Genomic DNA, 24,347 nt, shown 5'->3' with positions numbered 1-24,347 from the left:
CGGTGTAGCGCGGATGCAATCCGCGAAAGGGCAGTGATTGAGTCTTGCTCACGAGCCGCGATGGTGGACAAGCTGCGCGTTGTCCACCCTACTGCTCAGCTCCAGCCCTCACGTACGAAAGCGACCGATGCGCAGCTGCAACTCGCCACCCAGCCTGGCCAGCTCGGCGCTGGACAGTGCAGTTTGTTCGGTCGCGTTGGCGCTTTGCTCGCCGATGCTGCGCACGTTGTCCAGGCTACGGTTGATGTCCATCGCCACCGCACTCTGCTGCTCGGCGGCACTGGCGATCTGCTGGTTCATCTGCTCGATCAGCGCAACGGCCTGATTGATCTGCGTGAGGCTCTGACCGGCCCGCTCGACGCTGCTCACTGCATCCTGGCTGAGGCTCTGGCTGGCCTGCGTCTGAGCGACGGCCTGTTGCACGCGATGCTGCAGGCTGGCAATCAGCGCTTCGATCTCGCTAGTCGAGTCCTGGGTGCGGCGCGCCAGGGCGCGTACTTCATCGGCGACCACGGCGAAGCCGCGGCCTTGTTCACCGGCGCGTGCCGCTTCGATGGCGGCGTTGAGCGCGAGCAGGTTGGTCTGCTCGGCGATGGACTTGATCACATCCAGCACGCTGCCGATGCGTTGGCTCTCACCTTGCACCTGGCCGACGGTCTGCCCGGTGTGCGCCACTTCGTTGGCCAGGCGCTCGATCTGCTCGACGACCTGGCGCACCTGGCGATCACCGTCGCGGGTTTGCGCTTCGGCCTGTTGCGCGGCTTGCGAGGCGTGCTCGGCGTCACCCGCCACCTGCTGCACACTGGCGACCATTTGCTGCATGGCGCTGGCGGTCTGGCCGGACTCCTCACTCTGTTCGCGCACCCCCGCACGGGTCTGTTCGCTGACGGCCGACAGCTGTTCTGCCGCCGCGGCAATCTGCGTGGCGCTGCCGCCTATCTGCTCGATCAGTTCGCGCAGGTGGTCGCGCATGCTCTGCAGCGCCCCGAGAAGCTGGCCGACCTCGTCACGCCGGATGGCGCTGCGAACACCGCTGAGGTCGCCGGCTGCAACCTGTTGCGCCAGCAGCAGGCAATGCTGCAACGGCCCGACGATCAGGCGGCGAATCAGCCAGCTGGCGAGCAGCGCCAGCAGCAAGGCGGCGGCGGTAAGCAGGGCAAGAGCCTGCAGCGACGTGCGATTGCCTTCATGCATGACGCGTTGCTGGTGCTGCTGCAGATCGCTGCCTTGCTGCAACATGCCCTGCGCCAGGTCGGTCAGTTGGCTGCGGCGTTGCTGCTCTGCCTCACGACTCTGGCGGTAGTGCTCGAAGGATTCGCGGTAGCTGTCGAGCGCGCGCAGCGCTTCGTCCAGGGAGGCCTGCTGCAGGGCTGCCAGTTGCGTGCGCAGTTGCTGCGCCGCCTCGGTCATGGTCACGAACCGCGCTTGCCAGAGGTCGGTATCGGCGTTGTCAGCACTGCGGATGAACTGCCCCTCCGCCAGGCGCAGTAGCAACAGCATATGGCTCAGGCGGGCTGCCGCCTCGGCCTGGTCGAGACTGTTCTGTGCGCCAGTTTCGCCGTCGAGCAGTTGGTCGCGGATCAGGTTGAACTGGTCCTGAGTGACCATCTCGAACTGGATCAGCGCCTCATCGGCGCGTATCGCCATCCCGGTCTGCGCCGTGCCGGCTTGAGACTGGGTAGCACGCAATTGGGTGAATTGCTGCAGGTAGGCGTCGTTGCCTCGTTGCAGTTGTTGGAACTGCTCGGTATCGCTGGCGATGTCCGTCAGGTCCGCGGCGATACGTGCGTGCTGCTCGGTGATTGCCACCTCATGGCCAGCCAGCGGCGCCAGCAGGTAGTCCTTTTCCAGCAGGCGCAGTTGCAGGATCTGCTGCTTGAGGTCCGCGACCTGCAGCGATTGCCCGGCATGCCCGAGAATCTCGCTGGCGGTGCGCCAGCCCCCCAGAGCCACTGCCAGGGTCAGCAGCATGACCAGCGAGAAACCCAGCAGGAGTTTGTGGCCGACCTTGAGGTCGGCACTGCGTTCGATAATCCAGCGCATGGTGGTACTTCCTCGAACAGGTGCACATCAAAAAAAAGCCCGTCACGAGGACGGGCTGAACGTGCCGTAACACTAGGAGTCACTTGTGCAGCGATGCCGCGTGATGCTTACAGGAGCGAAAGCGGGTAGTTGATGATCAGACGGTTCTCGTGCAGATCCTGGCCCGCGTCGCGACGCACATCGGAGTTACGCCAGCGGATGCTCAGGTTCTTCAGCGTGCCTTCCTGGATGGTGTAGGCCAGCTCGGATTCGCGGCCCCATTCCTCGGCGTTCTCGCGGGTTTTCACGCCATTGGTGTAGACGTCGATGTTGCTACCGCTGACGTAGCGGTTCATCAAGGTCAGACCCGGAATGCCGAGGCCGGCGAAGTTGTAGTCATGGCGAATCTGCCAGGAGCGTTCTTCCGGGTTGTCATAGCTGTTGGTGAAGCCGTCGTTGACCAGAGTGCCGCCGCTGGCGCCGTCGATACGCATGAACTTGGTGTCGCCGCTGAGCTTTTGGTAGGCAACCATGAAACTGTTGTTGCCGGTCTTGGCAGTGAGTGCGCCCTGATAGACCTTGTTGTCCAGATTGCCGGCCTTGGCCGCGCCTTCTTCCTTGCCGGTAACGTAGCCAAGGTTGGCACCCAGTACCCAGTCACCGACCGGTTGGCTGTGGGTCAGCTGCACGTAGCTCTGCTGGTAGACGTCTTCCAGGCGTGCGTGCCAGACGCCGACCATGGTGTTGTTGCCGTTGAAGCGGTACTCACCACCACCGAAGTTGAAGTCATCGCCTGCTACGCCGTTGAACGACATGTCTTCGCGACTGGCATCGTTACGCTGGCTGTTCTTCCAGAACTGGCCACCGTACAGGGTCAGGCCATCGATCTCGTTGGACGTCAGCTGTGCGCCCTGGAAGGTTTGCGGCAGCGAGCGGCCGTCGTCAGCGCGCAGGATCGGCAGTACGGCGAACCACTCACCGACCTTCAGTTCGGTCTTGGAAATCTTGGTTTTCGCCGCCACGGCGGTACGGCCGAACTGATCAGCAGCCTGGCCGTCGTCGTGAATAGGCATCAGTTGGGTATTGGCGGCGCCGCGGTTGCCGTCCAGCTTGATGCTGTAAAGGCCGAGCACATCCAGGCCGAAACCGACGGTGCCTTCGGTGAAGCCGGAACGGGCATCGAGAATGAAGCTCTGAGTCCAGCCTTCGGCCTGGCCCTGACGCTCGCGATTAGTTGCCGGGCCGATCATCGGATCAGTGCCGTTCAGGTAATTGCGGTTGAAGTAGTAATTGCGCAGGCCGAGGGTGACCTTGGCGTCCTCGACGAAGCCGGCAGCGTGGACGCTACCAACTGGCAGTGCGGCGATGACGGACATGGCCAGTGCGCTGGGCAGCAGGCGGGTAACGGTGGTTTTCATTGTTATCGTTCCTCTGTGGTCGATCTTCAGGGTGCACTACCCCCCTCCGCGCAGGCAGATACGCAAAAAAGAGGGGGTGCCGCCGTTAGCGGCGGAGGTGCGTCAGGGGCAGGTCAGGGCTTGGCGATGCCGACCGAGTCCGGGGAGATCTCGATGGCCTTGGCCTTGTACATCGACCAGGTGGTGACCGACTGCCAGCGCTTGAGGAACTCCTCGGCTTCGGCGCCGTTGAGGTTCAGGCTCTGTGCACCGAAGTTCTTCAGGAAGCCCTGGAACTCGGGATTGGCCACGGCCTTGGCGTAGGCATCGACCAGCTTCTGCTTGACGTCATCCGGGGTGTCCTTGCGTACGAAGGCGCCCCAGAACGGACCCCACGGCAGGTACTCTGCGATGGCCGGCAGCGACTTGGTGATCGGCTCCACGCCCGGCAGTTCCGGGGTTTCCTCGGTGGCGAACACGGCCAGGGCCTTGAGCTTGCCGCTGCGTACCAGCTCGCGCGCGGCGGCCAGGCTCAGCGGCATGAAGTCGATATGATTGCCCATCAGTGCGGTGATGCCGGGGCCGTCGCCGCCGAAGGTCACTTCACGCACTTTCAGCTCGTCCACAGCGTTGATCATCGCGCTGACGGTGCTCGGCAAGCCGCCGGCACCAGTGGAGCCCATGCGCAGGGTGTCCGGGTTGGCCTTGGCGGCAGCCATCAGCTCAGCCATGTTGTTGAACGGCGCGTCGGCGTTGGCGGCGATCACCACCACGTTCTGGCCAATGATGCTCACCGGGTAGAAGTCGGCGTAGTCGAAGTCGGCCAGTTTCAGCACTTTGTACAGCTGCGGGTTCTCTGCACCGAGCAGGACGGTGTAACCGTCAGGACGCTGGGTCTTGACGAAGGTGCTGCCGATCACCGCGGTGCCGCCCGGACGGTTGTTGAGGATGAACTTGCCGCCCAGTTCTTTTTCCACGTAGGGCGTCAGGCTGCGCATGACGTTGTCGGTAGCACCGCCGGCGCCCCAGGGAATGACCGCCTGGATGCTGCGCTCGGGGTATTCGGCATGGGCCGGCAGAGCCATAGTCAGGGCGCTGAGGCCGAGGGCGGCGCCGGTCAGAAGGGATTTGAACATCGGGACTCTCCATCGCTTGTTGTTGTGAGCCCCAGTCAAGGTCGGGGCACACCTGTTGGTGCTCGTGTGTCAGCCGCGCGCGGAGGCGGGGCTGAACTTGCTCTTGAGTTTCTTCAGTAGCGGGGTGTTGCCCAGCAGAATCAGCACTACCGCACTGGTCAGGATCAGCGACAGCGGGCTGGTGACCAGACCCTGCAGTAGCTCCCCCGGGTGATCGCCGGCCGAGGACATCGCCTGGCGATACGAGGTGTCCATCAGCGGGCCGAGGATGGCGCCGAGGATGATCGGGCCCATCTGGAAGCCGAAGATCTTCAGCAAATAGCCGAGCACACCGAAGCCGAGCATCCAGTACACCTCGGTCATGCTGCTGTTGATCGAGTAGGTACCGACCACGCAGAGCACCAGGATCAGCGGAATCAGCACGGCCTTGGGCATTTCGACGAACTTGGCGAACAGCTTGATGCCCATCAGGCCGAAGATCATCAGAAACACGTTGGCCAGCAGCAGGTTGCCGACGGTGAAGTAGAAAATGTGCGGGTTCTCTACCATGAGCATCGGGCCGGGGTTCAGACCATGCACGACCAGGGCGCCGATGATCACCGCCGTAACCGCGTCGCCAGGCATGCCCAGAGTCAGCATCGGCACGTAGGCGCCACCGACCGCTGCGCTGTTGGCGGTTTCCGGGGCGACCAGGCCTTCGTAGGCTCCCTTGCCGAATGGTTTGGACGGATTTTTCACGGTGCGCTTGGCATGGTCGTAGGCCATCAGTGCAGCGATGTCACCGCCGACGCCCGGCAACACGCCGACCACCACGCCGATGATCGAGGTGCGGATCGACAGCGGCAGGAATTTCAGGACCATGGCGAAGGACGGCAGGATCTTGTCGACCTTCTGCCGAATCACCGGGCTGTCCAGGTTATGCAATTGATAGAAGGCCTCGGCGACGCCGAACAGGCCGATCATCAGCACCACGTAGTGGATGCCGCCCATCAGTTCGACCTGGCCGAGCGTGAAGCGCCCTTCGGCGGTGACCGGGTCCATGCCTACCAGACCGATGATCGCACCCAGTGCTGCAGCGAAGATGCCCTTGGCCAGTGAGCCTTCGGATAGGCTGCCGACCAGTAGCAGGCCGATGGTCGCCACCAGAAAGTAGTCGCGCGGAGCGAACCGCAGAGCCAGATCGCCGATCAGCGGTGCGGCACTGGCGAGCATGATGGTGCCGACGATGCCGCCGACCACCGACATTACGGTGCTCAGGCCGATGGCGCGTCCGGCTTCGCCCTGTTGTGCCAGTGGGTAGCCATCGAAGGCCGTGGCCACTGAGGAGGGCGCGCCGGGGATGTTCAGCAGTATGGCGCTGCGCGAGCCACCGTAAACGCCGCCAATGAAGATGCCGACGATCAGCGCCAGGGCGTCGTTGACGTCCCAGGAGAAGGTGAAGGACACCAGGATGGACACTGCCATGGTCACCGACAGGCCTGGGATGGCGCCGATATAAATGCCGGCAAAGGTGCCCAGCGCAGTCAGCATCAGCAGCTGCGGATCACTCCAGGCCATCAGCAGGTAGGAAAAGGTATCGCTCATCTCGGGTGCCTCGTTATGGCAGGTAAACGCTGAAGGCCAGGCTGAACAGCAGATAGATCAGCACCAGCAACACAGCTGCGATCAGGATGGCGTTGAGAACGCGGCCATTGCGCAGGTAGACGATCGAAAGCACAAGGAAAAGGAAGGTGCTGACGTAGAAGCTGACCCACTGAATAGCCGCCAGGTACGTTACGGCCAGCAGGCCAAAGATCAGCACAGCCCTGGGGAAATGCTGGCTACGGAACTGCTGGAAGGCATCGAGCCAGCCACTGCAGTCGGGGCGTGCCTTGCCAACCAGTTCGAAGGCAATCTTCACCGCCGACAGGATCATTACCAGCGCCACGCCGATAGGAAAGGCGCCTGGAGAGTTGGCCGAGGAGAAGCCGGAAATCTGGTAGGCCAGGTAGAAGATCACCAGGCTGAACACCAGCAGCAGAGCGCAGAACGTGCGCTCGCCGACCAGCATCTTGTCTGTCTTGTTCATGCTATCGCTCCGACAGAATGGGGGAGGGTAAGGGGCTGAGTCAGGCTTTGCGCGCAGGTAGCAGTCTGGCAAGCAGCGAGCTGATCAGGCGCGGCCGGAAGCTCCTGTGCATGCCATGACAGGCAGGGGCGAGGACGGGCATGGCTAGCGTCGATAGGGATGACCAGTCGTCGAGCAACGAGCTGGTGGCCGGGCAAGGAGTGGCCCTGGCTGTGGCATGGGAGGCCGGGGCACGCAGGTGCATAGGCTGTGACATGACAATTGACCTTCTTATATTTATTGGCTGCTGAAACATTCGAAGCGTGATGCACCAGGCAGAAGATCGCTTCGTTTTCAGGCGTGGTCGGAATAGTGAGCCGACCAGGCTGGCCATTTCAATTCGCTAAACGGGGTTCTGTTCGATAACCGAACAAGAACGAACCAGTTAGTACATTGCGCGTTGCGTCGGCAGTATCGCGCGTCCGCGTCCCTGCATCCAGAGGCAGGCGTGCGTCTGGCTCGCATCGGCGGGCGCTTGTCTCTCAGCAGGCCGTTGGAAACGTAGGCGAGGCAGGCAAGACCAAGGCAAAAACGACCGAAAAAGCGCAGTTTACGTTTTGTAAATGAGCATTTTGAGGTCGTTTTTAACGCAGTATTGCCAACGCAGGTAGTTCTCCTACGGCCTGTTAGAATCGGCGCAAATTTTTCAGGATATTCTCATGGCCGGCAGTCAGATCGAACGCGCGCTCAGCCTTCTCGAAAGCCTCACTCGCGACGCCCGTGGCCTGCAGATGCAGGCGCTGGCCGATGAGCTGGATATTCCCAAGAGCGCCACGCATCGCATGCTCGCCGAGCTGATTCGCCTGGGTTACGTACGCCAGGATGCGCTCACCAGTCGCTATCGGCTTTCCACCAAACTGGTGGCGCTGGGCTTTCGCTATCTGACCAACAGCGGCGCTGATGTGGTGCAGCCGATTCTCGATGGCCTGGCCGAAACCAGCGGCGAGCTGGTACGCCTTGGCGTGATCGAGGGCGAGCGCCAGACCTGGATTGCCAAGAGCCAGGGCGCCCGTTCCGGCCTGCGCTACGACCCTGACATGGGGCGTGACGCGCCGCTGTTCTACACCGCATCCGGGCACGCCTGGCTGGCCAGTATGAGCGATGCAGAAGCGTTGGCGTTGGTGGCGCGGCAGGGTATCGCCGACCCTGCCGACGTCGGCCCAAATGCGCCACGCAACGAGCAGGAGTTGCTGCAGCGCCTGGCTCTGGCGCGTCAGCAGGGTTATGCCTGGGTCATGGAAAGTTCGTCGATCGGCACCGCAGCGCTGGCTGCCGTGGTGCGTGACCCGCGTGATGGTCGGGTGATCGGTGTGCTCAGCATCGCCGGCCCGAGCGCACGTTTGCCGCTTGCGCGCATGCACGAGCTGGCCGCAGATCTGCTGGCTGCTGCCGACGAGTTGTCCGCTGCCAGCCCTGCCTCCGAGTTGTTTGCCTGATCGGCTAGAAGCGACACGCCCACGGCCACGTCATTGTAGGAGCGGCTTCAGCCGCGAAGCACGGTGATTCGCTGCAGAGGCCGCTGCTACGGCCTGTCGAGTCCGATTCCTTTGCCGGTTTCGGTGCGCACGGCACACCCTACGACGTTTCCGTACCGCGCAAAACTCCTCTGTATTTTCGTCTTGCGTAAATTTTGGAACTGAGTTCTAAATATTAAAAAGGTCTGCGCCTGATGCATTCGGTGCGCTTGCGTGAGAACGACAACAAGAGGATCGCCGCGTGACTTCCCCTTTGCGTATTGCCCTGATCGGCGCCGGTGTCATGGGCCGTCAGCACTACCAACACCTGCAGGCTCTGACCGAGGCGCGACTTTGTGCCATCGCCGATCCAGGCCCGCAAGCGGCTGACTTCGCGGCTGAATGCGGCGTGCCGTATTTCGCCGATCACTTGCAGATGCTGGAGCAGGCGCGACCTGAGGCGGTGATCGTCGCTAACCCCAACGCACTGCACGTCAGCACGGCGCTCGATTGCATCGCCGCTGGCGTACCGGTGCTCCTGGAGAAACCGGTGGGCGTGCATCTGGACGAGGTGCGTGAGCTGGTCGCTGCCAGCGAGCGTTCCGGTGTGCCGGTACTGGTTGGCCACCATCGTCGACATAATCCATTGATCGCCCGCGCCCGCGAGCTGATCGAGCAGGGCAGTCTCGGTCGACTGACCATGGTGACCGCGTTGTGGCAGGTGCAAAAGCCCGACAGCTACTACGACATTGCCTGGCGCCGCGAAGCCGGGGCCGGCATGTTGCTGACCAACCTGATTCATGACCTCGACCTGCTGCGCCATCTGTGTGGTGAGGTGCGCCAGGTGCAAGCCATCACCAGCAATGGCGTGCGCGGCTTCGCCAACGAGGACAGCGCGGTGGTGCTGTTGCAGTTCGAGAGTGGTGCGCTGGGCAGCCTGACTGGCTCCGACGCCGTTGCCGCGCCCTGGAGCTGGGAGCTGGATTCCGGCGAGAACCCGGTCTATCCGCGCCAGGCCGACCAGCCCTGCTACCTGCTCGCCGGTACGCGCGGCGCCCTGAGCATTCCGCAGCTCAAGCGCTGGCACTACGCCGAGGACGGCGCCGGCTGGCACCAGCCGTTGTTGCAGGTGCAGGAAGGTTTCGATGCCGGCGAAGTCTTGCGCCGTCAGTTGCTGCATTTCATCGCAGTTGCCCAAGGCCAGGCTCAGCCGCTGGTCAGCGCCGCCGATGCCGGTCGTACCTTGGCACTGGTCGAGGCCATCCGCCAGGCGGCGGAGAGTGGGCAGGCCTGTAACCCTGAAACCATCTGAGAGGGCGCCTACAAATTGCTGCGCTCGGTCATGCTGCGTTGAAAACAGTCTCAAAATGCTCATGTACTACTCGTACACTCCGCTTTTTCGACTGCTTTCGCCTTGCTTGACCTTCGCTCGCTGCTTTGTAAACACCCTCTAAACACGAGAGTCATCATGAGCGAACGTATTCTGTCCCTGGCTGCCCTCACCGTCCTCGAAGTTTCACCGCCGGAAATGGTCGATATCGCCGCGCGCACTGGCTACAGTCATGTGGGCCTGCGCCTGGTGCCGGCCACGGCCGAGGAGCATCACTTTCCGTTGATGGCTGATGCCGGATTACGCGCACAGACGCTCAAGCGCCTGCGCGATACCGGGATCAAGGTGGCGGATATCGAGATTCTGCGTCTGAAGCCCGATACCCGGGTCAGCGACTTCGAGGCCATCTTCGACGTGGGCGCCGAGTTTGGCGCTACAGACGTATTGATCGCTGGCAACGACCCTGACGAAGCGCGCCTGACCGACAATTTCGCCGCCGTCTGTGACCTGGCCGCGCCATTTGGTTTGTTCCCGCATTTGGAGTTCATGCCCTGGACCAATGCGCGTGACCTGACCCAGGCCAAGCGCATTGTCGATGCGGCCAACCGGCCTAACGGCTGCATTCTGGTCGATGCCTTCCACTTCGATCGCTCGGGTTCGAGCCTGGCGGACCTGGCGCAGGTGCCGGCCGAACGCATGCGTTACGCGCAACTGTGTGATGTCAACGGCCCGCGTCCGGATGACATGGACGAGATCTTGCGCCAGGCGCGCAACGAACGGCGTTTCCCCGGTGATGGCGACAGCGACTTGCTAGGTCTGCTGCGTGCGCTGCCGCCGAGTATTGCCCTGAGCCTGGAAATACCTACACGGCAACTGCTCGAGCAGGGCGTCAGCGCGCTGCAGCGGGCGCAGATGGCCATGGACAAGACCCTGCGACTGCTGGAGCGCTTGTAGCGCCTCGATGCCGCCTGTCACCCGCGGGTCGAATACTGTCACGCGGGTCATAGGCGGCACGATATGGCGGTCTGTATAGTTAGCTACCTATCTATGGTTGCGCGGCTTGCCGCATCCCGAGTATCCCATGAGCTCCAAACCGCTATCCGGCGTCAATCATCCACTCAAGGGCATTGCGCTGATGGTGCTGGCGACCTTTCTGTTCGCCAGTCACGATGCGATTTCCAAGTACCTGTCCGGCTTCTATCCGATCGTCCTGATCGTCTGGGCACGCTACGTCGTGCATACACTGTTGATGGCCGGCATCTTCCTGCCACAGTCGGGCTTGCGCGTGCTTCGCACCAAGCGTCCCGGTTTACAGGTGTTGCGGGCGCTCAGCCTGCTTGGCGTCAGCCTGCTGTTCACCACGGGCCTGATGTTCATGCCGTTGGCTGAAGCAACGTCGGTGATCTTCCTCGCCCCCTTGCTGGTGACTGCCCTGTCGGTGCCGCTGCTGGGCGAGAAGGTCAGCCGCGGGCAGTGGGTCGCGGTGATCGTTGGCTTTGTCGGCGTGATGATCATCGTCCATCCCGGTGGCGATCTGTTCACCCCGGCGGTGTTGTTACCGCTGAGCGCTGCACTGTGCTTCAGTCTCTATCAGATACTGACTCGGCGCCTTAGTACCGTGGACAGCGCCACCACCAGCAACTTCTTCGCCGGGCTGGTCAACACCCTGGTGATAAGCCTGCTGGTGCCGTTCTTCTGGCAGATACCCAGCGTCACGCATGGGCTGATGATGCTGGCGTTGGGGGGCTGTGGCATGGCCGCACACTTGCTGCTGACGCATTCCTTCCGTTACGCGGCGCCGGCGATGCTGGCGCCGTTCGGCTATGGGCAGATCATCTTCGCCGGGCTGCTGGGTTTGTTGGTGTTCCAGCATCAGCCGGACAGCACCGCGCTGGTCGGTATTCTCATCATCTGCCTCAGTGGTCTGGCGGCGGCCTGGCAGAATGGGCGAGGGCGTCAGAAAACATAGGTGTTCGATAATCGAACAGAAAACTAACCAGTTCGTTCATTTTGAATTGCCGATATTCCCGCCCCTGCCAATAATCCAGGCTACGAACAATCCATGAGCGCCGACCAACCGGCCGAGTGAGGGCTCATGAGCGCGTCTTGCCTCCCTCACTTTGCCCGCCACGGCGCCGCCTTAGCCCGGAGCCGTCTATGCAGCGTTCAATTGCCACCGTTTCCCTCAGCGGTACCCTGCCAGAGAAACTTGAAGCCATCGCCGCGGCCGGTTTCGACGGTGTGGAAATCTTCGAGAACGACCTCCTCTATTACGACGGCAGCCCTACCGAGATTCGCAAGCGCTGCGCCGACCTTGGCATCGCCATTACCCTGTTCCAGCCATTTCGCGACTTCGAAGGCTGCCGCCGTGATCGTCTGCAGCGCAACATCGACCGCGCCGAGCGCAAGTTCGACCTGATGCAGGAACTGGGCACCGACCTGGTGCTGGTGTGCAGTAACGTCGCCGCCGATTCGCTGGGCGACGAAGAAATCCTTGTCGATGACCTGCGTCTGCTGGGCGAGCGCGCCGGTGCGCGCGGCCTGCGTATCGGCTATGAAGCGCTGGCCTGGGGGCGTCACGTAAACACCTATCAGCAAGTGTGGAACCTGGTGCGCCAGGCCGATCACTCGGCCGTCGGGATGATCCTCGACAGCTTCCATACCCTGTCGCTCAAGGGTGACCCGAGCGCCATCGCCGAGATTCCCGGGGACAAGATTTTCTTCGTGCAAATGGCTGACGCGCCGATCCTGGCGATGGACGTGTTGGAGTGGAGCCGCCATTTCCGCTGCTTCCCGGGGCAGGGTGAATTCGATCTGGCGGGCTTTCTCGCGCCGATCCTGCGTACTGGCTATCGCGGCCCGCTGTCGCTGGAAATCTTCAACGATGGCTTCCGCGCCGCACCGCCGCGGCAGAACGCGGCCGATGGCCTGCGCTCATTGCTCTACCTCGAGGAAAAGACCCACAAGCGTCTCGAGAAAGAGGGGCATCAGATCGAGCCGGGCGTACTGTTCACTCCGCCGGCGGCCCATCCCTACGCGGGCATCGAGTTCCTCGAGTTCGCCGTCGATGAGGCGGTGGGGGCACGCCTGGCCGGTTGGCTGGAACGTCTGGGTTTCGCTCACGCCGGTCAGCACCGTTCCAAGGATGTCAGCCTGCTGCGTCAGGGCGATATCAATATCGTGCTCAACGCCGAGCCTTACTCTTTCGCGCACAACTTCTTCGCGTCCCATGGCCCTTCGTTGTGCGCCACGGCATTGCGGGTCAAAGATGGTGCCGATGCATTGCAGCGTGCCTGCGATTATCGCGGCCAGCCCTATCGAGGCCTGGTCGGCCCGAACGAGCGCGAGGTGCCGGCTGTACGCGCTCCGGATGGCAGCCTGATTTATCTGGTGGAGCAGGCTGGTGAAGGCCAGACCATCTATGACACCGACTTCAGCCTGAACCCGGCCGCCACGGCTACGGGCAGCCTGCAACGTATCGACCACATGGCCCTGGCATTGCCGGCCGATTCGCTGGACAGCTGGGTGCTGTTCTACAAGAGCCTGCTTGACTTCGAGGCGGACGACGAAGTGGTTCTTCCCGACCCCTACGGCCTGGTGAAAAGCCGCGCGATTCGCAGTCGCTGCAGCTCGATTCGCCTGCCGCTGAACATCTCGGAGAACCGCAACACGGCGATCGCCCATGCGCTGTCCAGCTACCAGGGCTCCGGTGTGCACCACATCGCGTTCTCCTGCGAGGACATCTTCGCCGAGGTGGCGCGGGCCAAGGAAGCGGGTGTGCCGCTGCTGGAAATCCCGCTGAACTACTATGACGACCTGGCCGCGCGCTTCGATTTCGACGATGAGTTCCTGAGCGAGCTGGCTTACTACAACGTGCTCTATGATCGTGATGCTCAGGGCGGCGAGCTGTTTCATGTCTACACCGAGCCGTTCGAGGAGCGCTTCTTCTTCGAGATCATTCAGCGCAAGGGCGGTTATGTCGGCTATGGCGCGGCCAACGTCGCGGTACGCCTGGCGGCCATGGCCAAGGCGCGCAGCGGTGCGGTGAAGAAACCAAGGCTTTGATTCTGGTCTGACGGTGACCCTGAGGGGGCCGCTGCCCAGTATCTGTGCGGCCTGCCATAATCCGTACACCAATACTTATAAAAAAGACCATTGCCGTATGACAGAAGCCGTTGCCAACCTGAACCCACCACCGACCGAGGTGGTGCGCAAGGTACGTAAGAACAACCCTGAGAAAACCCGTGAGAGCATCCTCCAGGCTGCCATCACGGAGTTCGTCCAGCAGGGGCTATCCGGGGCGCGGGTGGATGCCATCGCCGAGCGCACCGCCACTTCCAAGCGGATGATCTACTACTACTTCGGCAGCAAGGAGCAGCTCTACCTCGAGGTGCTGGTCAAACTCTACGGCGACATCCGCGGTACCGAGAGCCGCCTCGACCTGGCGTCCTTGCCGCCGGTCCTGGCGATTCGTCGGCTGGTGGAATTCACCTTCGATCACCATGACCGCAACGTCGACTTCGTACGCATCGTCAGCATCGAGAACATCCACTACGGCGAATACGTCAAGCAGTCGCCGGTCATTCGCCAGATGAGCAACGTGGTGCTCGATACCCTCGGCAAGACCCTGCGCCGCGGCGAGGAAGAGGGCGTGTTCCGCCCAGGCATCAATGTGCTGGACGTACACTTGCTGATGAGCTCGTTCTGTTTTTACCGCGTATCGAACCGGCATACCTTTGGCGAGATCTTCCAGATCGATCTGCCTGACGAACAGGTCAAGCAACGCCACAAGGCGATGATCTGCGAGGCGGTGCTGCGCTACATCCAGGGCTAGGACGGAACAAAAAAGAGGCCCTGGCCGCGCTGTGCGCGACCGGGGCCTCTTTGCATGTGGCTCAGCTGAAACTGGCGAAGTGCGCCTGCATGCGTTCGGCATCGGCCGGGCGGCCGCTGAATAGTTCGAATGCCTTGACCGCCTGGAACACCGCCATGGTGCCGCCATCCAGCGTGCGGCAACCCAGGGCGCGGGCGTGGCGCAGCAGTTCGGTTTCCAGCGGGAAGTAGATGATCTCGGCGACCCACAACCCGCTGTGCAGCAACTCAACCGGCAGTGGTGTGCCGGGCAGTTTGGCCATGCCCACCGGCGTGGTGTTGACCAGGCCGTCGGCTGCTGCCACTTCGGCAGCCAGGTCGGTGCCTACCACGGCACGCTCGCTGCCGAAGTGTGCGTTGAGGTTGTCCGCCAGAGCCTGGGCGCGGCCTGGCTCAACTTCGAATATGCACAGGCGTTCAACGCCTTCGGCGAGCAGGGCATGAGCCACGGCTGCGCCGGCACCGCCTGCGCCCATCTGCACCACGCGACGGCGGGCCACGTTGGGCAGGCCGCGGCGCAAGCCTTCGGCGAAGCCCAGGCAGTCGGTGTTGTGGCCGACGCGTTTGCCGTCCTTGAGCACCACGGTGTTCACCGCGCCAATGCCACGCGCCTCGCTCGACAGTTCATCGAGCAGCGGGATGATCGCCTGCTTGGCCGGAAAGGTGATGTTTAGGCCGGTAAAGCCCATGTGCTGCGCCGCATCGAGCAGGCTCGGCAGCGCATCGAGGTCGAGGCCCAGCTGGTCGAGGTCGATCAAACGATAGAGGTAGCGCAACCCCTGTGCATCGCCTTCGCGTTCGTGCATGGCTGGCGTACGGGAGGCCTGAATACCTTTGCCGATGAGGCCGGCGAGAATGCCGCTGTTGACGCTAGACATGACCTTACCCCTTGAGCGATTGAGCGAAGTACTGCAGGCCCAGGCGGTAGCCCTGGCTGCCGAGCCCGCAGATCACGCCCACGGCGATGGGCGAGACGAAAGAGTGATGACGGAACGCTTCGCGCTTGTGCACATTGGACAGGTGCACCTCGATCACCGGCAGCTCGCTGGCCACCAGCGCATCGCGAATGGCTACCGAGGTGTGGGTCCAGGCTGCCGGATTGATCAGAATGCCGGCGCAGCGCCCGCGTGCGGTATGAATCCAGTCGAGCAGCTCGCCCTCGTGGTTGGTCTGGCGAAACTCGATCTTCAAACCGTGTTCGGCGGCGGTATCGGCGCAAAGCTGGGAAATGTCGGCGAGGGTTTCATGGCCATAGGTGGCCGGTTCACGGGTTCCAAGCAGGTTCAGGTTGGGGCCATTGAGTACAAGAATGCAGGGCGTCATGGGGTGTCTCTTGTTGTTGTGACGTGACTGCGGGAAAAATGTACTAACTGGTTAATTCAGTCAATTCAGTGACGGCCAAGCGGGTGTGTAAAAAAATGCCTGCTGCCCCCGGGTAGGGCGGCAGGCATCAGTAGATGCGCGGGTTACGACGAATCTCGGCAGAGCCGAAGAGGGTCAGGAAAGTGGGCGATTACCGCCCGTCGAGCGGGCTCAGTGGTTTTCGCCTGCCTGCGCCACCTGATTGCGGCCGCTGTGCTTGGCCAGGTACAGGCCTTCATCGGCCTTAATCACCAGGCTCAGTGGATCGCGCTCGGGGGAGGGCCTGACGGTGGCAATTCCGATGCTCACACTGATTGGCGAGCCGGGTTTGGGCAGGTTGTGGGGAATACCTAGCGCTTCGACCGCGCGGCGGATTTTTTCTGCCTGCAGGCGCGCACCGCCGGCTGCGGTGCCAGGCATGATCACGGCAAATTCCTCGCCACCGTAGCGGGCCGCCAGGTCGGTGGCGCGTGTGCAACTGCCGCGCAGCGACTCGCCAACGCGGCGCAACACTTCATCGCCAGCGACGTGGCCGTGCTGGTCGTTGTAGGCCTTGAAATAGTCGACGTCGATCATCAGTAGCGACAGTTCGCTCTGGTCGCGCAGGGCGCGCTTCCACTCGATCTCCAGGTATTCGTCGAAATGGCGGCGGTTGGCCAGGCCGGTGAGACCGTCGGACTTGATCAGGCGCTGCAGCACCAGGTTGGTATTGAGCAACTGCTGCTGACTCTCGCGTAGTGCACGGTAGGCTTCGTCGCGCTGCAGCATGGTCAGGTAGGAGCGCGAGTGGTAGCGAATGCGTGCGAGCAGCTCGATCACGTCCGGCAGTTTGACCAGGTAATCGTTGGCTCCGGCGGTGAAGGCGGCGCTCTTGACCTTGGGGTCTTCCTTGGTCGACAGCACGATGATCGGCACATCACTCAGGCCGGGCGCCGCGCGGTATTGGGCGAGCAGCTCGAGGCCGTCGACACCGGGCATGATCAGGTCCTGAAGGATCACCGTCGGCTTGATCTGCTGGGCCACGCTCAGCGCCTGGTGCGGGTCGGAGCAGAAGTGGAAGTCGATGTCGCTCTCTTCACTCAGGGCACGTCGCACGGCTTCGCCGATCATGGCCTGGTCGTCGACCAGCAGCACCATCATCGAATAGTCGGGCAAGCCGTTATGATGGTTGGAGTTATCTTGAGGCCGTTGCATAAGCGCGTCTCCGCCTTTTTTCGTAGGTTACGCGGCTGCTTTGGCCGCGGTTGGCGTTTTTAGCCCAGGCGCTCGATCAGGCGCGTGGGAATTCTGTCCAGGGCTAGCACTTCTGCTGCGGCGCCTAGTGCCACGGCGGCCTTGGGCATGCCGTAGACGGCGCTGCTGGCCTGGTCCTGGGCGATGGTATGAAAGCCGCGTTCGCGCATCAGCTTCAGGCCCCTGGCACCATCGCTGCCCATGCCCGTCAGCAACACGCCGATAGCATCACCTCGCCAGTAGGTGGCCACACTTTCGAAGAATACATCGATAGAGGGCCGGTAGACCTGATCGGCAGGTTCGCGTCGATAGACCAGGCGCCCCTCGGGCGCCAGGTAGAGGTGGTTGTTGGTGCCGGCCAGCAGCACGGTCGCCGGTTGCAACCCTTCGCCTTCCCGCGCCAGGCGCACGGGTATGTGCGATTCACTGCCGAGCCACTGGGCCATGCCGGCGGCGAAGACTTCGTCGACATGCTGCACCAGCACGATGCTGGCAGGAAAATCCGCCGGGATCTGCCGCAGCAGCTCCACCAGCGAGGCTGGGCCGCCCGCCGATGCACCGATGGCCACCAGGCTCTTGCTGCGGCCTTCAGTGCTGCGCATGGGGGGCGGTTTGACCGAGCGCGAGGTCTTGTGGCCGATCATCCAGGCGATGTTGTGGATCTTGCGCCGCACGGTCGCGGCGTCGAGCACCTGCTGCGGGCCAAGCGACGGCGCGGCAACCACATCCAGCGCACCGGCGCCCATGGCGTCGAACACCCGTGACATGTTGCGCTCGACATCCGAGGTGACGATGAGAATGGCGCAGGGGGTGTCGTGCATGATCCGTCGGGTCGCTTCCACGCCGTCCATGCCGGGCATGAGCATGTCCATCAGCAGCAGGTCGGGTAGGTCGTCGCGGCAGCGGCTGACTGCTTCCTCGCCGTTGCCGGCGACCCAGATCAACTGGTATTCGGGTTCTGCCGCCAGCGCACGGCGCAGGGCTTCGACCGCCAGGGGCATGTCGTTGGCAATGGCGATCCTCATTCGCGGGCCTCACCGATCAGGGTTTGTACGGCATCCAGCAGCGCTTCGTCGTGGAAGCTGGCCTTGGCCAGGTAATAATCGGCGCCGGCCTCCAGGCCGCGGCGGCGATCTTCCTCGCGATCCTTGTACGACACCACCATCACTGGCAGCGAGCGCAGGCGTGGGTCCTGGCGCACCAGGGTGACCAGCTCGATACCGTCCATGCGCGGCATGTCGATATCGGTGATCAGCAGGTCGAAGGTCTCGGCACGCAGGGCGTTCCAGCCATCCATGCCGTCGACGGCGACCGATACCTGATAACCGCGGCTGAGCAGCAGTTTGCGCTCCAGTTCGCGCACGGTGAGCGAGTCATCCACCACCAGCACGCGCTTGCTGACAGTCTGGCGCGCATGGCTGGCATGGTCGACACGCTCCAGGTGACCGGTGTCAAGCAATTTACTCACCGAGTTGAGCAGGTCGTCGACGTCGAGGATCAGCACCGGCGTGCCGTCGTGCAGCAGAGCACCGGCCGCGACGTCGCGCACCTTACCCAGGCGCCCATCGAGGGGCATCAGCACCAGGGTGAACTCGCCGAGGAAGGCTTCGACCGCCAGACCGTGGTATTGCTCGCGGTCGCGAATCAGCACGATGGGGATGCTGCCATCATCGCCCTGTTTCTCATTGCATCGCAGCAGCTGTGCGGCGGAGATCAGGCCGACGTGCTCGTCCTCCAGCCAGAAGTGCTGGCGCCCCTCAAGCTGGACGATGGCGCTGCGCGGCAGGCGCAGCATGCGTTCGATCTGCGCCAGCGGGAAGGCATAGGCCTCGCCGCCGATGGTCACCACCAGCGCGCGCACCACCGAGAGGGTCAGCGGCAGTTCGAGGTGGAACAGGCAGCCCTGATCAGGGTTCTGCAACAGCCGCACGTTGCCGCGCATGCGGCGAATCTCGTGTTGCACCACGTCGAGGCCGACACCGCGACCGGAGACTTCGGTGACCTGCTGGCTCATGCTGAAACCAGGTAGGAAGAGGAAGGCCAGCAGCTCGTCCTCGGTCATCTGCTCGACCTGCTCGGCGGTGGCGAAACGGCGTTTGATCACCGCCTGGGCAACGCGCTCGAGGTCGATACCGGCGCCGTCGTCGCTGACCTCCAGCACCAGCATGCCGGCGTGATGACGCGCGCGCAGCTGAACCACACCTTCTTCCGGCTTGCCCTTGCGAGCGCGTAGCGCCGGCGGCTCGATGCCGTGATCGACAGCGTTGCGCAGCAGGTGCGTCAGGGGGGCTTCCAGGCGCTCCAGCACGTCGCGGTCGACCTGAGTGTTTTCTCCCACGATCTCCAGGCGCACCTGCTTGCCCAGCGAGCGGCCTAGGTCACGCAGCATGCGCGTGTGCCCGGTGAGCACATCGGCGAAGGGGCGCATGCGCGAAGCCAGGGCCAAGTCGTACAGTTGCTGCGTGCGTTGCCCGCCGTACCAGACGAAGTCGTCGAACAGTTCCTGATGGGCTTGCAGCTGTTGCTGGCATTCGATCAGCAGGTTGCGGCTCTCGGCGAACAGCGCCTGGGCGGAGGCGTCCAGGTCCGTGCCGAGCAGGTGCTCGCGCAGGCTCTCCAGGGTGCGGCGTGCCGACTCCTGCTGGCGCTTGAGGCGATGCAGCGAATCGTTCAGCGGCTTGGTGCGCTGGAACTCCACCAGCGATTTGCCGGACAGGTCTATCAGGTGATCGAAGCGCTCGGCCGACACCCGCAATACGCGGCTGATGCGTTCGTCTGCGACCGGCTCGGCTGCTTGTGGCGCAGTTGTCGGGAGTGGTTCGGGTTTGCTGGGGGCTGCCGTTTCGGTGGCAAACGCGGTGCTTTCACCTGGCTGCACGCGCAGTGCCGGTACGGCGTTGCCAAGCAGCACCTGCAGGCGTGTGGTGATGGTTTCCACCCGCGCCTCCAGCTCGGCGTCCTGCTGTGCCTGGCCGATGCGCAGGAGCAGGTCGGAGCCTTGCAGCAGGGCGTCGATGTGGTCGGGCAGCAGGCGCAGTAGGCCTTCCTGGGCGGCGACCAGCAAGTCTTCCATGGCGTGGGCGATCTGCACGCCATGGTCCAGGCCGACGATGCGCGCTGCCCCCTTGAGCGAGTGCGCGGCGCGCATGCAGGCTTCCAGCTGGCTGGCGTTGGTCGGGTCACGCTCGAGAATCAGCAGGCCGGTATCGAGCACCTGCTTCTGTGCCTCGGCCTCCAGCCGGAACAGGTCGAGCAGCGATGCATCCCTCATCTGGTCCGGTGTCACGTGAGGCTCCCAATCATGGTTTGCAGCAACTGTTCGTCGTCGAGCAGGGTAATGCTCTGTTCCTGCCATTGCAGGACGCCGGCGGTGAAACGGCTGATGGTGCGCTTGTCGTCGTGTCTGCTGCTACTGATGCGCGCCACGGGGATGCGCTGGATGCCGCTGACTTCATCCACCGGTGTCACCAGCGGGCCACTGCTGCTTTCCAGAATCAGCATGCGTGGTATCACCCGGCGTTCGCTGCGGCGCGCATCCTGTGGCGCGTCGAGGTCGAGCAGCTCGGCCAGCGACAAGCAGGCGACCAGGGTGCCGCGCACGTTGGTTACACCTAGCAGGCCGCGGCTGTTGCGGTGAGGCAGCACGTGAATCGGCGACACCGGCATGACTTCGGCCAGGCAGCGCGTGGCGATGGCCAGCCATTGCTCGCCAAGGCGGAAGATCAGTAGCGAGCGCTGTTCGCCCTGCGCTTCCTGAGCTTCGCCCTGGCCGTAGTCGTCATCGCCACGCTCCAGCGCGCTGCCGTAACGGTCGAGCAGGGCGATGGCTGCGGCGCCGTAAACCTCGCAGTTGCGGCAATGGATATGCCGCTCCAGCTGCGGGCAACTCTTGTCGCCAAATACGCCGATGCGATTCCAGCAGTCGTCGACGGCGGGTTGGCTGTATAGCAGGTCCTGATCAGTCACCTTCGCCTACCTCGGGGTTCTGCGCTCGTCGATACAGGCGCTGGGCGCCGCTCTGGTCGCCTTGCGCTTCCAGGTGTGCGGCCAGATGAGTGAGCGCCTCGCGGTGCTGTGGTTCGAGATAGATCGCCTTGCGGTAGTAGGCGCAGGCCTGATCGCCCTGGCCTGCCGCGTCGCAGAGCAGGCCCAGCCAGTAATAGGCTGTGGCGCTGGGGCCGTTCTGCTGCAAGTGCTGCTCAGTGCGCTGGCGCGCCTCGTCGGTGCGACCGGCGTTGGCTAGGCTGGCGACGTCGGCCCAGGTATCCGTTACGACCGTTGCCGGCACCGCTGCGCTGAGTGTTCTGCCCAGCGGTCGTGGTCGGCTTGGCGGGACAGGGCGCGGCACCGTAGCCACCGCCGGGCGCGTACGCGGGGCAGGCGCTCGTGGCGCTGCGCTGATGGGCGTCTGGGCCGGGGCCAGGCGAAAGGCGAAAGTCTGCTGCCGGCCCAGCGCCTGCAAACCGTTCTGGCTGGCCAGGCTGGCCTCGGCCGGGCCGATGAACAGCGTGCCGCCTTCTTGCAGTTGGCGCTTGAGCAGCTCCAGCACGCGCACCTGGGTTGGGCGGTCGAAGTAGATCAGCAGGTTGCGGCAGAAGATGAAGTCGTAGCTGGGCTCGCCAGCGAACAGGCTGGGATCGAGCAGGTTACCGGTGCGCAGCCTGACGCATGTGCGCACCCGCTCGTCGAGAAGAAAACTTCCGGCGTCCTGCTCGTGAAAGAAACGATCGCGAAAGGCCAGGGCATCGCCGCGGAACGAGTTACGCCCGTAGAGGCCCTTGCGAGCTTGCTCCAGCACTTTGTCGCTGACGTCCAGCGCGTCGATCTGGAACTGCTCGGCGGAAAAGCCGGCATCGAGCAGGGTCATGGCGATGGAGTAGGGCTCTTCACCGCTGGAACTGGGCAGGCTGATCAGGCGCAGTGGCCGACCGCCGTGCAACTGTGCGTGACGCTCCTGAGCCAGGCTGGCCAGTGCGTTGAACGATTCCGGGTAGCGGAAGAACCAGGTTTCCGGCACCACTACAGCTTCCACCAGCGCCTGCTGTTCGCGCGTCGAGCCGCCAAGGGTGGTCCAGTAGCCTTCCAGATTCTGCTGGCCGAGGGCGCTCATGCGTTGGCGCACGGCGCGTTCGATCACCGTGCGGCCGACCGATTCGGCTTCCAGGCCGATACGGCTTTTCAGCAGGCGCTCGATATGCTCGATCATGCCGTCAGCCCTGGTCCGCAGGTTGGAACAGCAGGGCGCGCATCTCGTCGTCGAGCAGCCCGGCGACCTCGATGCGCTGGATCATGCCACGGGCATCACGCTGCAGTGGCCCCAGGTAATCCGCCTGGCCCGCTTCCAGGCCACTGGCCTTGAACGCCTCCCTGGGCAGGCGCAGGGTGTCGGTGGCCTGCTCCAGAATCAGCCCTAGCACTGGCGACTGCTCACCCATCTGCAGGTCGAAGCGCACCAGCACCACGCGTGTGCTGCTACGGGGTTGGGCGGCGTGTCCCAGCACGCGATGGCTGAGATCGATCACTGGGGTCACCCGGCCGCGATGCTCGAACAACCCGGCTACCCACAGCGGCGCTTCGGGCACCTGTTTCAGACGGCGTAGCGGCAGCACTTCGACCACCTGACTGGCGGGAAGGGCGTAGCGATCATCACCGAGCGTGAACTGCAGGTGCAGTTCACCCGCTGCTGCTTTGCTGGGGGCTGGCATGTTCAGACCTTGAAGCGGCTGACGCCAACGCGCAGGTTGTTGGCCACCTGGTTGAGTTCATCGATGGCGGCGCCAGCCTGGCGCAGCGAATCGACGGTCTGGCTGCTGGCTTCACCGAGCTGCAGCAATGCCTGGTTGATCTGTTCGGCGCCGGTGGACTGCGCCTGCATGCCTTCGTTGACCATCTGGATACGCGGCGCCAGGGCCTGCACCTGCTGAATGATCTGGCTGAGCTGGTCACCCATCTGCGCCATCTCGCCGATGCCGCGGCGCACCTCTTCGGAGAACTTGTCCATGCCCATCACACCGGCGGATACCGCGGACTGGATCTCGCGCACCATCTGCTCGATGTCGTAGGTGGCCACGGCGGTCTGGTCGGCCAGGCGACGGACTTCCACGGCAACTACGGCAAAACCCTTGCCGTACTCGCCGGCCTTTTCCGCCTCGATGGCGGCGTTGAGCGACAGCAGGTTGGTCTGGTCGGCCGCCTTGACGATGGTGGTGACCACCTGGGTGATGTTGCTGGCCTTTTCGTTGAGGATCGACAGCTTGCCGTTGACCACATCGGCCGCGCCCATTACCTGGTGCATGATCTCCTCCATGCGGGCCAGGCCCAGCTGGCCGGTGCCAGCTAGAATCGAGGTCTGCTCGGCGTTGTCGGAGACTTCGCCCATGGTGCGGACCAGATCACGCGAAGTGGCAGCGATCTCCCGTGAAGTTGCGCCTATTTCGGTGGTGGTGGCGGCGGTCTCGGTGGCCGTGGCCTGCTGTTGACGAGAGGTGGCGGCGATCTCGGTGACCGAGGTGGTCATCTGCACCGCCGAGCGCTGGGCGTTGCCGACCAGGTTCTTGAGCTCGCCGACCATGCTGTTGAAGCCCAGCTCGATGGCGTTGAATTCGTCGCGGCGGTGCATGTCGAGTTTCGCCGACAGGTCGCCGCTTTCCAGGGATTTGAGGATGCTGACGATGCGGTTCACGGGGGTGGTGATGGCGCTCATCAGCAGCCAGCCGCAGACGGCGGAGACGAGGATGGCCAGCAGGATGGCGATCAGTAACCCCGCTTCCATGATCAGCACTGCGCTGCGAATCTCACGCGCGGCGGCATCGGCCTGGCCGCGATTCATTTCGATCAGCTCGCTCAGCAGGCTTTCACCTTTTTCCCACTCGGGAAACACGCGTTCGGCGCTGAATTGGCGAGCCTGTTTGGGTGCAAGGCTCGGCAGGCTGTCGAGCAATTGCCCGTGCCGGTTCAGATACTGGTGCTGCACCTGACGGAACTGTTCGGCCAGCGCCAGCTCCTGCTCGTCTGTCGTGGCACTCTGGTAGCGGCCGAACTCCTCGTCGAGCGCCTGCATCTGCGTGGCGAATTGGTCGCGGTAGTTGTCCAGCAGGGTGGCAACGTCTTCATCGACGGCGCGCAACAGCAAGCGGCGAGTGCCAAGCATGTGACGGGACCAGAGGTCTTGTGCCTTGCTCGGGTAATACAGGCCCGGGATCGAATCGTTGCGGATGCCATTGGCCTCGTTCTCGATCTTGACCAGGCGCATGTAGGAGACGCCGGCCAGCAGGAACAGAATGGCGATGATCAGCAGGAAGCTGACGATGATTCGATTGCGTACGGTCAGGTTCATCATATCCACGTGCCTTGGCTGATCAGTTTACCCATCAACTACAGCATACCGGCACATTGCCGTTTTGCCTGGGGGTAACGAATTTGTACAGGTTGCCT

20 protein-coding genes and 1 pseudogene are annotated in these 24,347 nt (G+C 63.2%); 6 read left to right on the top strand and 15 right to left on the bottom strand.

The genetic code is table 11. From position 1 onward, the window contains the following. Positions 1–108: 108 nt before the first annotated feature. From AAEQ75_RS21920 to AAEQ75_RS04880, 6 genes and pseudogenes are all read right to left on the bottom strand, one after another. Positions 109–972 carry a methyl-accepting chemotaxis protein gene (locus tag AAEQ75_RS21920; protein ID WP_430523456.1) on the bottom strand — a complete coding sequence of 288 codons (864 nt, stop codon included), beginning with the start codon at positions 970–972 and terminating at the stop codon, positions 109–111. Continuing rightward, positions 964–1,194, bottom strand: a pseudogene (locus tag AAEQ75_RS21915) (HAMP domain-containing protein); the annotation flags it as partial. The pseudogene AAEQ75_RS21915 and the gene AAEQ75_RS21920, both read right to left, overlap by 9 nt. A gap of 956 nt (positions 1,195–2,150) precedes the next feature. Continuing rightward, entirely contained in the window at positions 2,151–3,440 is a 1,290-nt protein-coding gene (locus tag AAEQ75_RS04895) for an OprD family porin (protein ID WP_343351032.1), read from the bottom strand. A 113-nt stretch (positions 3,441–3,553) separates the two neighbouring features. Continuing rightward, positions 3,554–4,555, bottom strand: coding sequence for a tripartite tricarboxylate transporter substrate binding protein (locus AAEQ75_RS04890; RefSeq protein WP_074856962.1), 1,002 nt, complete (start codon positions 4,553–4,555; stop codon positions 3,554–3,556). 69 nt (positions 4,556–4,624) lie between these two features. Then, complete coding sequence (locus AAEQ75_RS04885; protein ID WP_036998328.1) at positions 4,625–6,139, bottom strand: tripartite tricarboxylate transporter permease; 1,515 nt, start codon at positions 6,137–6,139, stop codon at positions 4,625–4,627. Positions 6,140–6,152: 13 nt separating this feature from the next. After that, positions 6,153–6,623, bottom strand: a complete 471-nt coding sequence (locus tag AAEQ75_RS04880; protein WP_074856956.1) for a tripartite tricarboxylate transporter TctB family protein — start codon at positions 6,621–6,623, stop codon at positions 6,153–6,155. Between the two features lie 698 nt (positions 6,624–7,321). Between AAEQ75_RS04880 and AAEQ75_RS04875 the strand changes: the two genes are divergently transcribed. The 6 genes from AAEQ75_RS04875 to AAEQ75_RS04850 all read left to right on the top strand — a co-directional run bounded on the left by AAEQ75_RS04875 (position 7,322) and on the right by AAEQ75_RS04850 (position 14,280). Next, on the top strand, positions 7,322–8,098 hold the full coding sequence (locus tag AAEQ75_RS04875) for an IclR family transcriptional regulator (protein ID WP_343351031.1): 777 nt from the start codon (positions 7,322–7,324) through the stop codon (positions 8,096–8,098). A gap of 280 nt (positions 8,099–8,378) precedes the next feature. Then, positions 8,379–9,428: a Gfo/Idh/MocA family protein gene (locus AAEQ75_RS04870; protein WP_143504799.1), complete on the top strand. Its 1,050-nt coding sequence runs from the start codon at positions 8,379–8,381 to the stop codon at positions 9,426–9,428. A gap of 156 nt (positions 9,429–9,584) precedes the next feature. Further along, entirely contained in the window at positions 9,585–10,400 is an 816-nt protein-coding gene (locus tag AAEQ75_RS04865) for a sugar phosphate isomerase/epimerase family protein (protein WP_143504798.1), read from the top strand. Between the two features lie 127 nt (positions 10,401–10,527). Next, positions 10,528–11,415, top strand: coding sequence for a DMT family transporter (locus tag AAEQ75_RS04860; protein WP_143504797.1), 888 nt, complete (start codon positions 10,528–10,530; stop codon positions 11,413–11,415). A gap of 188 nt (positions 11,416–11,603) precedes the next feature. Further along, on the top strand, positions 11,604–13,511 hold the full coding sequence (gene quiC / locus AAEQ75_RS04855) for a 3-dehydroshikimate dehydratase QuiC (RefSeq protein ID WP_143504796.1): 1,908 nt from the start codon (positions 11,604–11,606) through the stop codon (positions 13,509–13,511). Positions 13,512–13,608: 97 nt separating this feature from the next. Continuing rightward, positions 13,609–14,280 (top strand): TetR/AcrR family transcriptional regulator, encoded by a 672-nt coding sequence (locus AAEQ75_RS04850; protein WP_343351030.1) that lies wholly within the window; start codon positions 13,609–13,611, stop codon positions 14,278–14,280. A gap of 61 nt (positions 14,281–14,341) precedes the next feature. Here the strand turns inward: AAEQ75_RS04850 and AAEQ75_RS04845 are convergent, their stop codons facing one another. The 9 genes from AAEQ75_RS04845 to AAEQ75_RS04805 form a co-directional block, all read right to left on the bottom strand. Beyond that, positions 14,342–15,196, bottom strand: coding sequence for a shikimate dehydrogenase (locus tag AAEQ75_RS04845; protein ID WP_125834444.1), 855 nt, complete (start codon positions 15,194–15,196; stop codon positions 14,342–14,344). A gap of 4 nt (positions 15,197–15,200) precedes the next feature. Continuing rightward, positions 15,201–15,641: a type II 3-dehydroquinate dehydratase gene (gene aroQ / locus AAEQ75_RS04840; RefSeq protein WP_343351029.1), complete on the bottom strand. Its 441-nt coding sequence runs from the start codon at positions 15,639–15,641 to the stop codon at positions 15,201–15,203. Positions 15,642–15,851: 210 nt separating this feature from the next. Next, positions 15,852–16,874 (bottom strand): response regulator, encoded by a 1,023-nt coding sequence (locus tag AAEQ75_RS04835; RefSeq protein WP_106733463.1) that lies wholly within the window; start codon positions 16,872–16,874, stop codon positions 15,852–15,854. A 59-nt stretch (positions 16,875–16,933) separates the two neighbouring features. Beyond that, a complete protein-coding gene (locus AAEQ75_RS04830; protein WP_343351028.1) occupies positions 16,934–17,938 on the bottom strand; it encodes a chemotaxis response regulator protein-glutamate methylesterase in 1,005 nt (334 codons plus the stop codon). Then, the gene (locus AAEQ75_RS04825; protein WP_343351027.1) at positions 17,935–20,199 is read right to left on the bottom strand and encodes a hybrid sensor histidine kinase/response regulator; all 2,265 of its coding nucleotides are present in this window, start codon (positions 20,197–20,199) and stop codon (positions 17,935–17,937) included. The genes AAEQ75_RS04830 and AAEQ75_RS04825 overlap by 4 nt, the downstream gene beginning before the upstream one ends. Then, the gene (locus tag AAEQ75_RS04820) at positions 20,196–20,879 is read right to left on the bottom strand and encodes a chemotaxis protein CheW (protein WP_343351026.1); all 684 of its coding nucleotides are present in this window, start codon (positions 20,877–20,879) and stop codon (positions 20,196–20,198) included. The genes AAEQ75_RS04825 and AAEQ75_RS04820 overlap by 4 nt, the downstream gene beginning before the upstream one ends. Further along, on the bottom strand, positions 20,872–22,119 hold the full coding sequence (locus AAEQ75_RS04815) for a CheR family methyltransferase (protein ID WP_179543935.1): 1,248 nt from the start codon (positions 22,117–22,119) through the stop codon (positions 20,872–20,874). Before AAEQ75_RS04815 ends, AAEQ75_RS04820 begins: the two co-directional genes overlap by 8 nt. A 4-nt stretch (positions 22,120–22,123) precedes the next feature. Beyond that, on the bottom strand, positions 22,124–22,618 hold the full coding sequence (locus AAEQ75_RS04810) for a chemotaxis protein CheW (RefSeq protein ID WP_343351025.1): 495 nt from the start codon (positions 22,616–22,618) through the stop codon (positions 22,124–22,126). A gap of 2 nt (positions 22,619–22,620) precedes the next feature. Continuing rightward, a complete protein-coding gene (locus tag AAEQ75_RS04805) occupies positions 22,621–24,249 on the bottom strand; it encodes a methyl-accepting chemotaxis protein (protein WP_430523455.1) in 1,629 nt (542 codons plus the stop codon). Positions 24,250–24,347: the final 98 nt, after the last annotated feature.

The sequence above is a fragment of the Pseudomonas sediminis genome (assembly GCF_039555755.1).
Lineage (GTDB): Bacteria > Pseudomonadota > Gammaproteobacteria > Pseudomonadales > Pseudomonadaceae > Aquipseudomonas > Aquipseudomonas mendocina_D.
The sequence above is the reverse complement of the archived record's forward strand: the minus strand, read 5'-3'. Positions and strand labels throughout refer to the sequence as shown.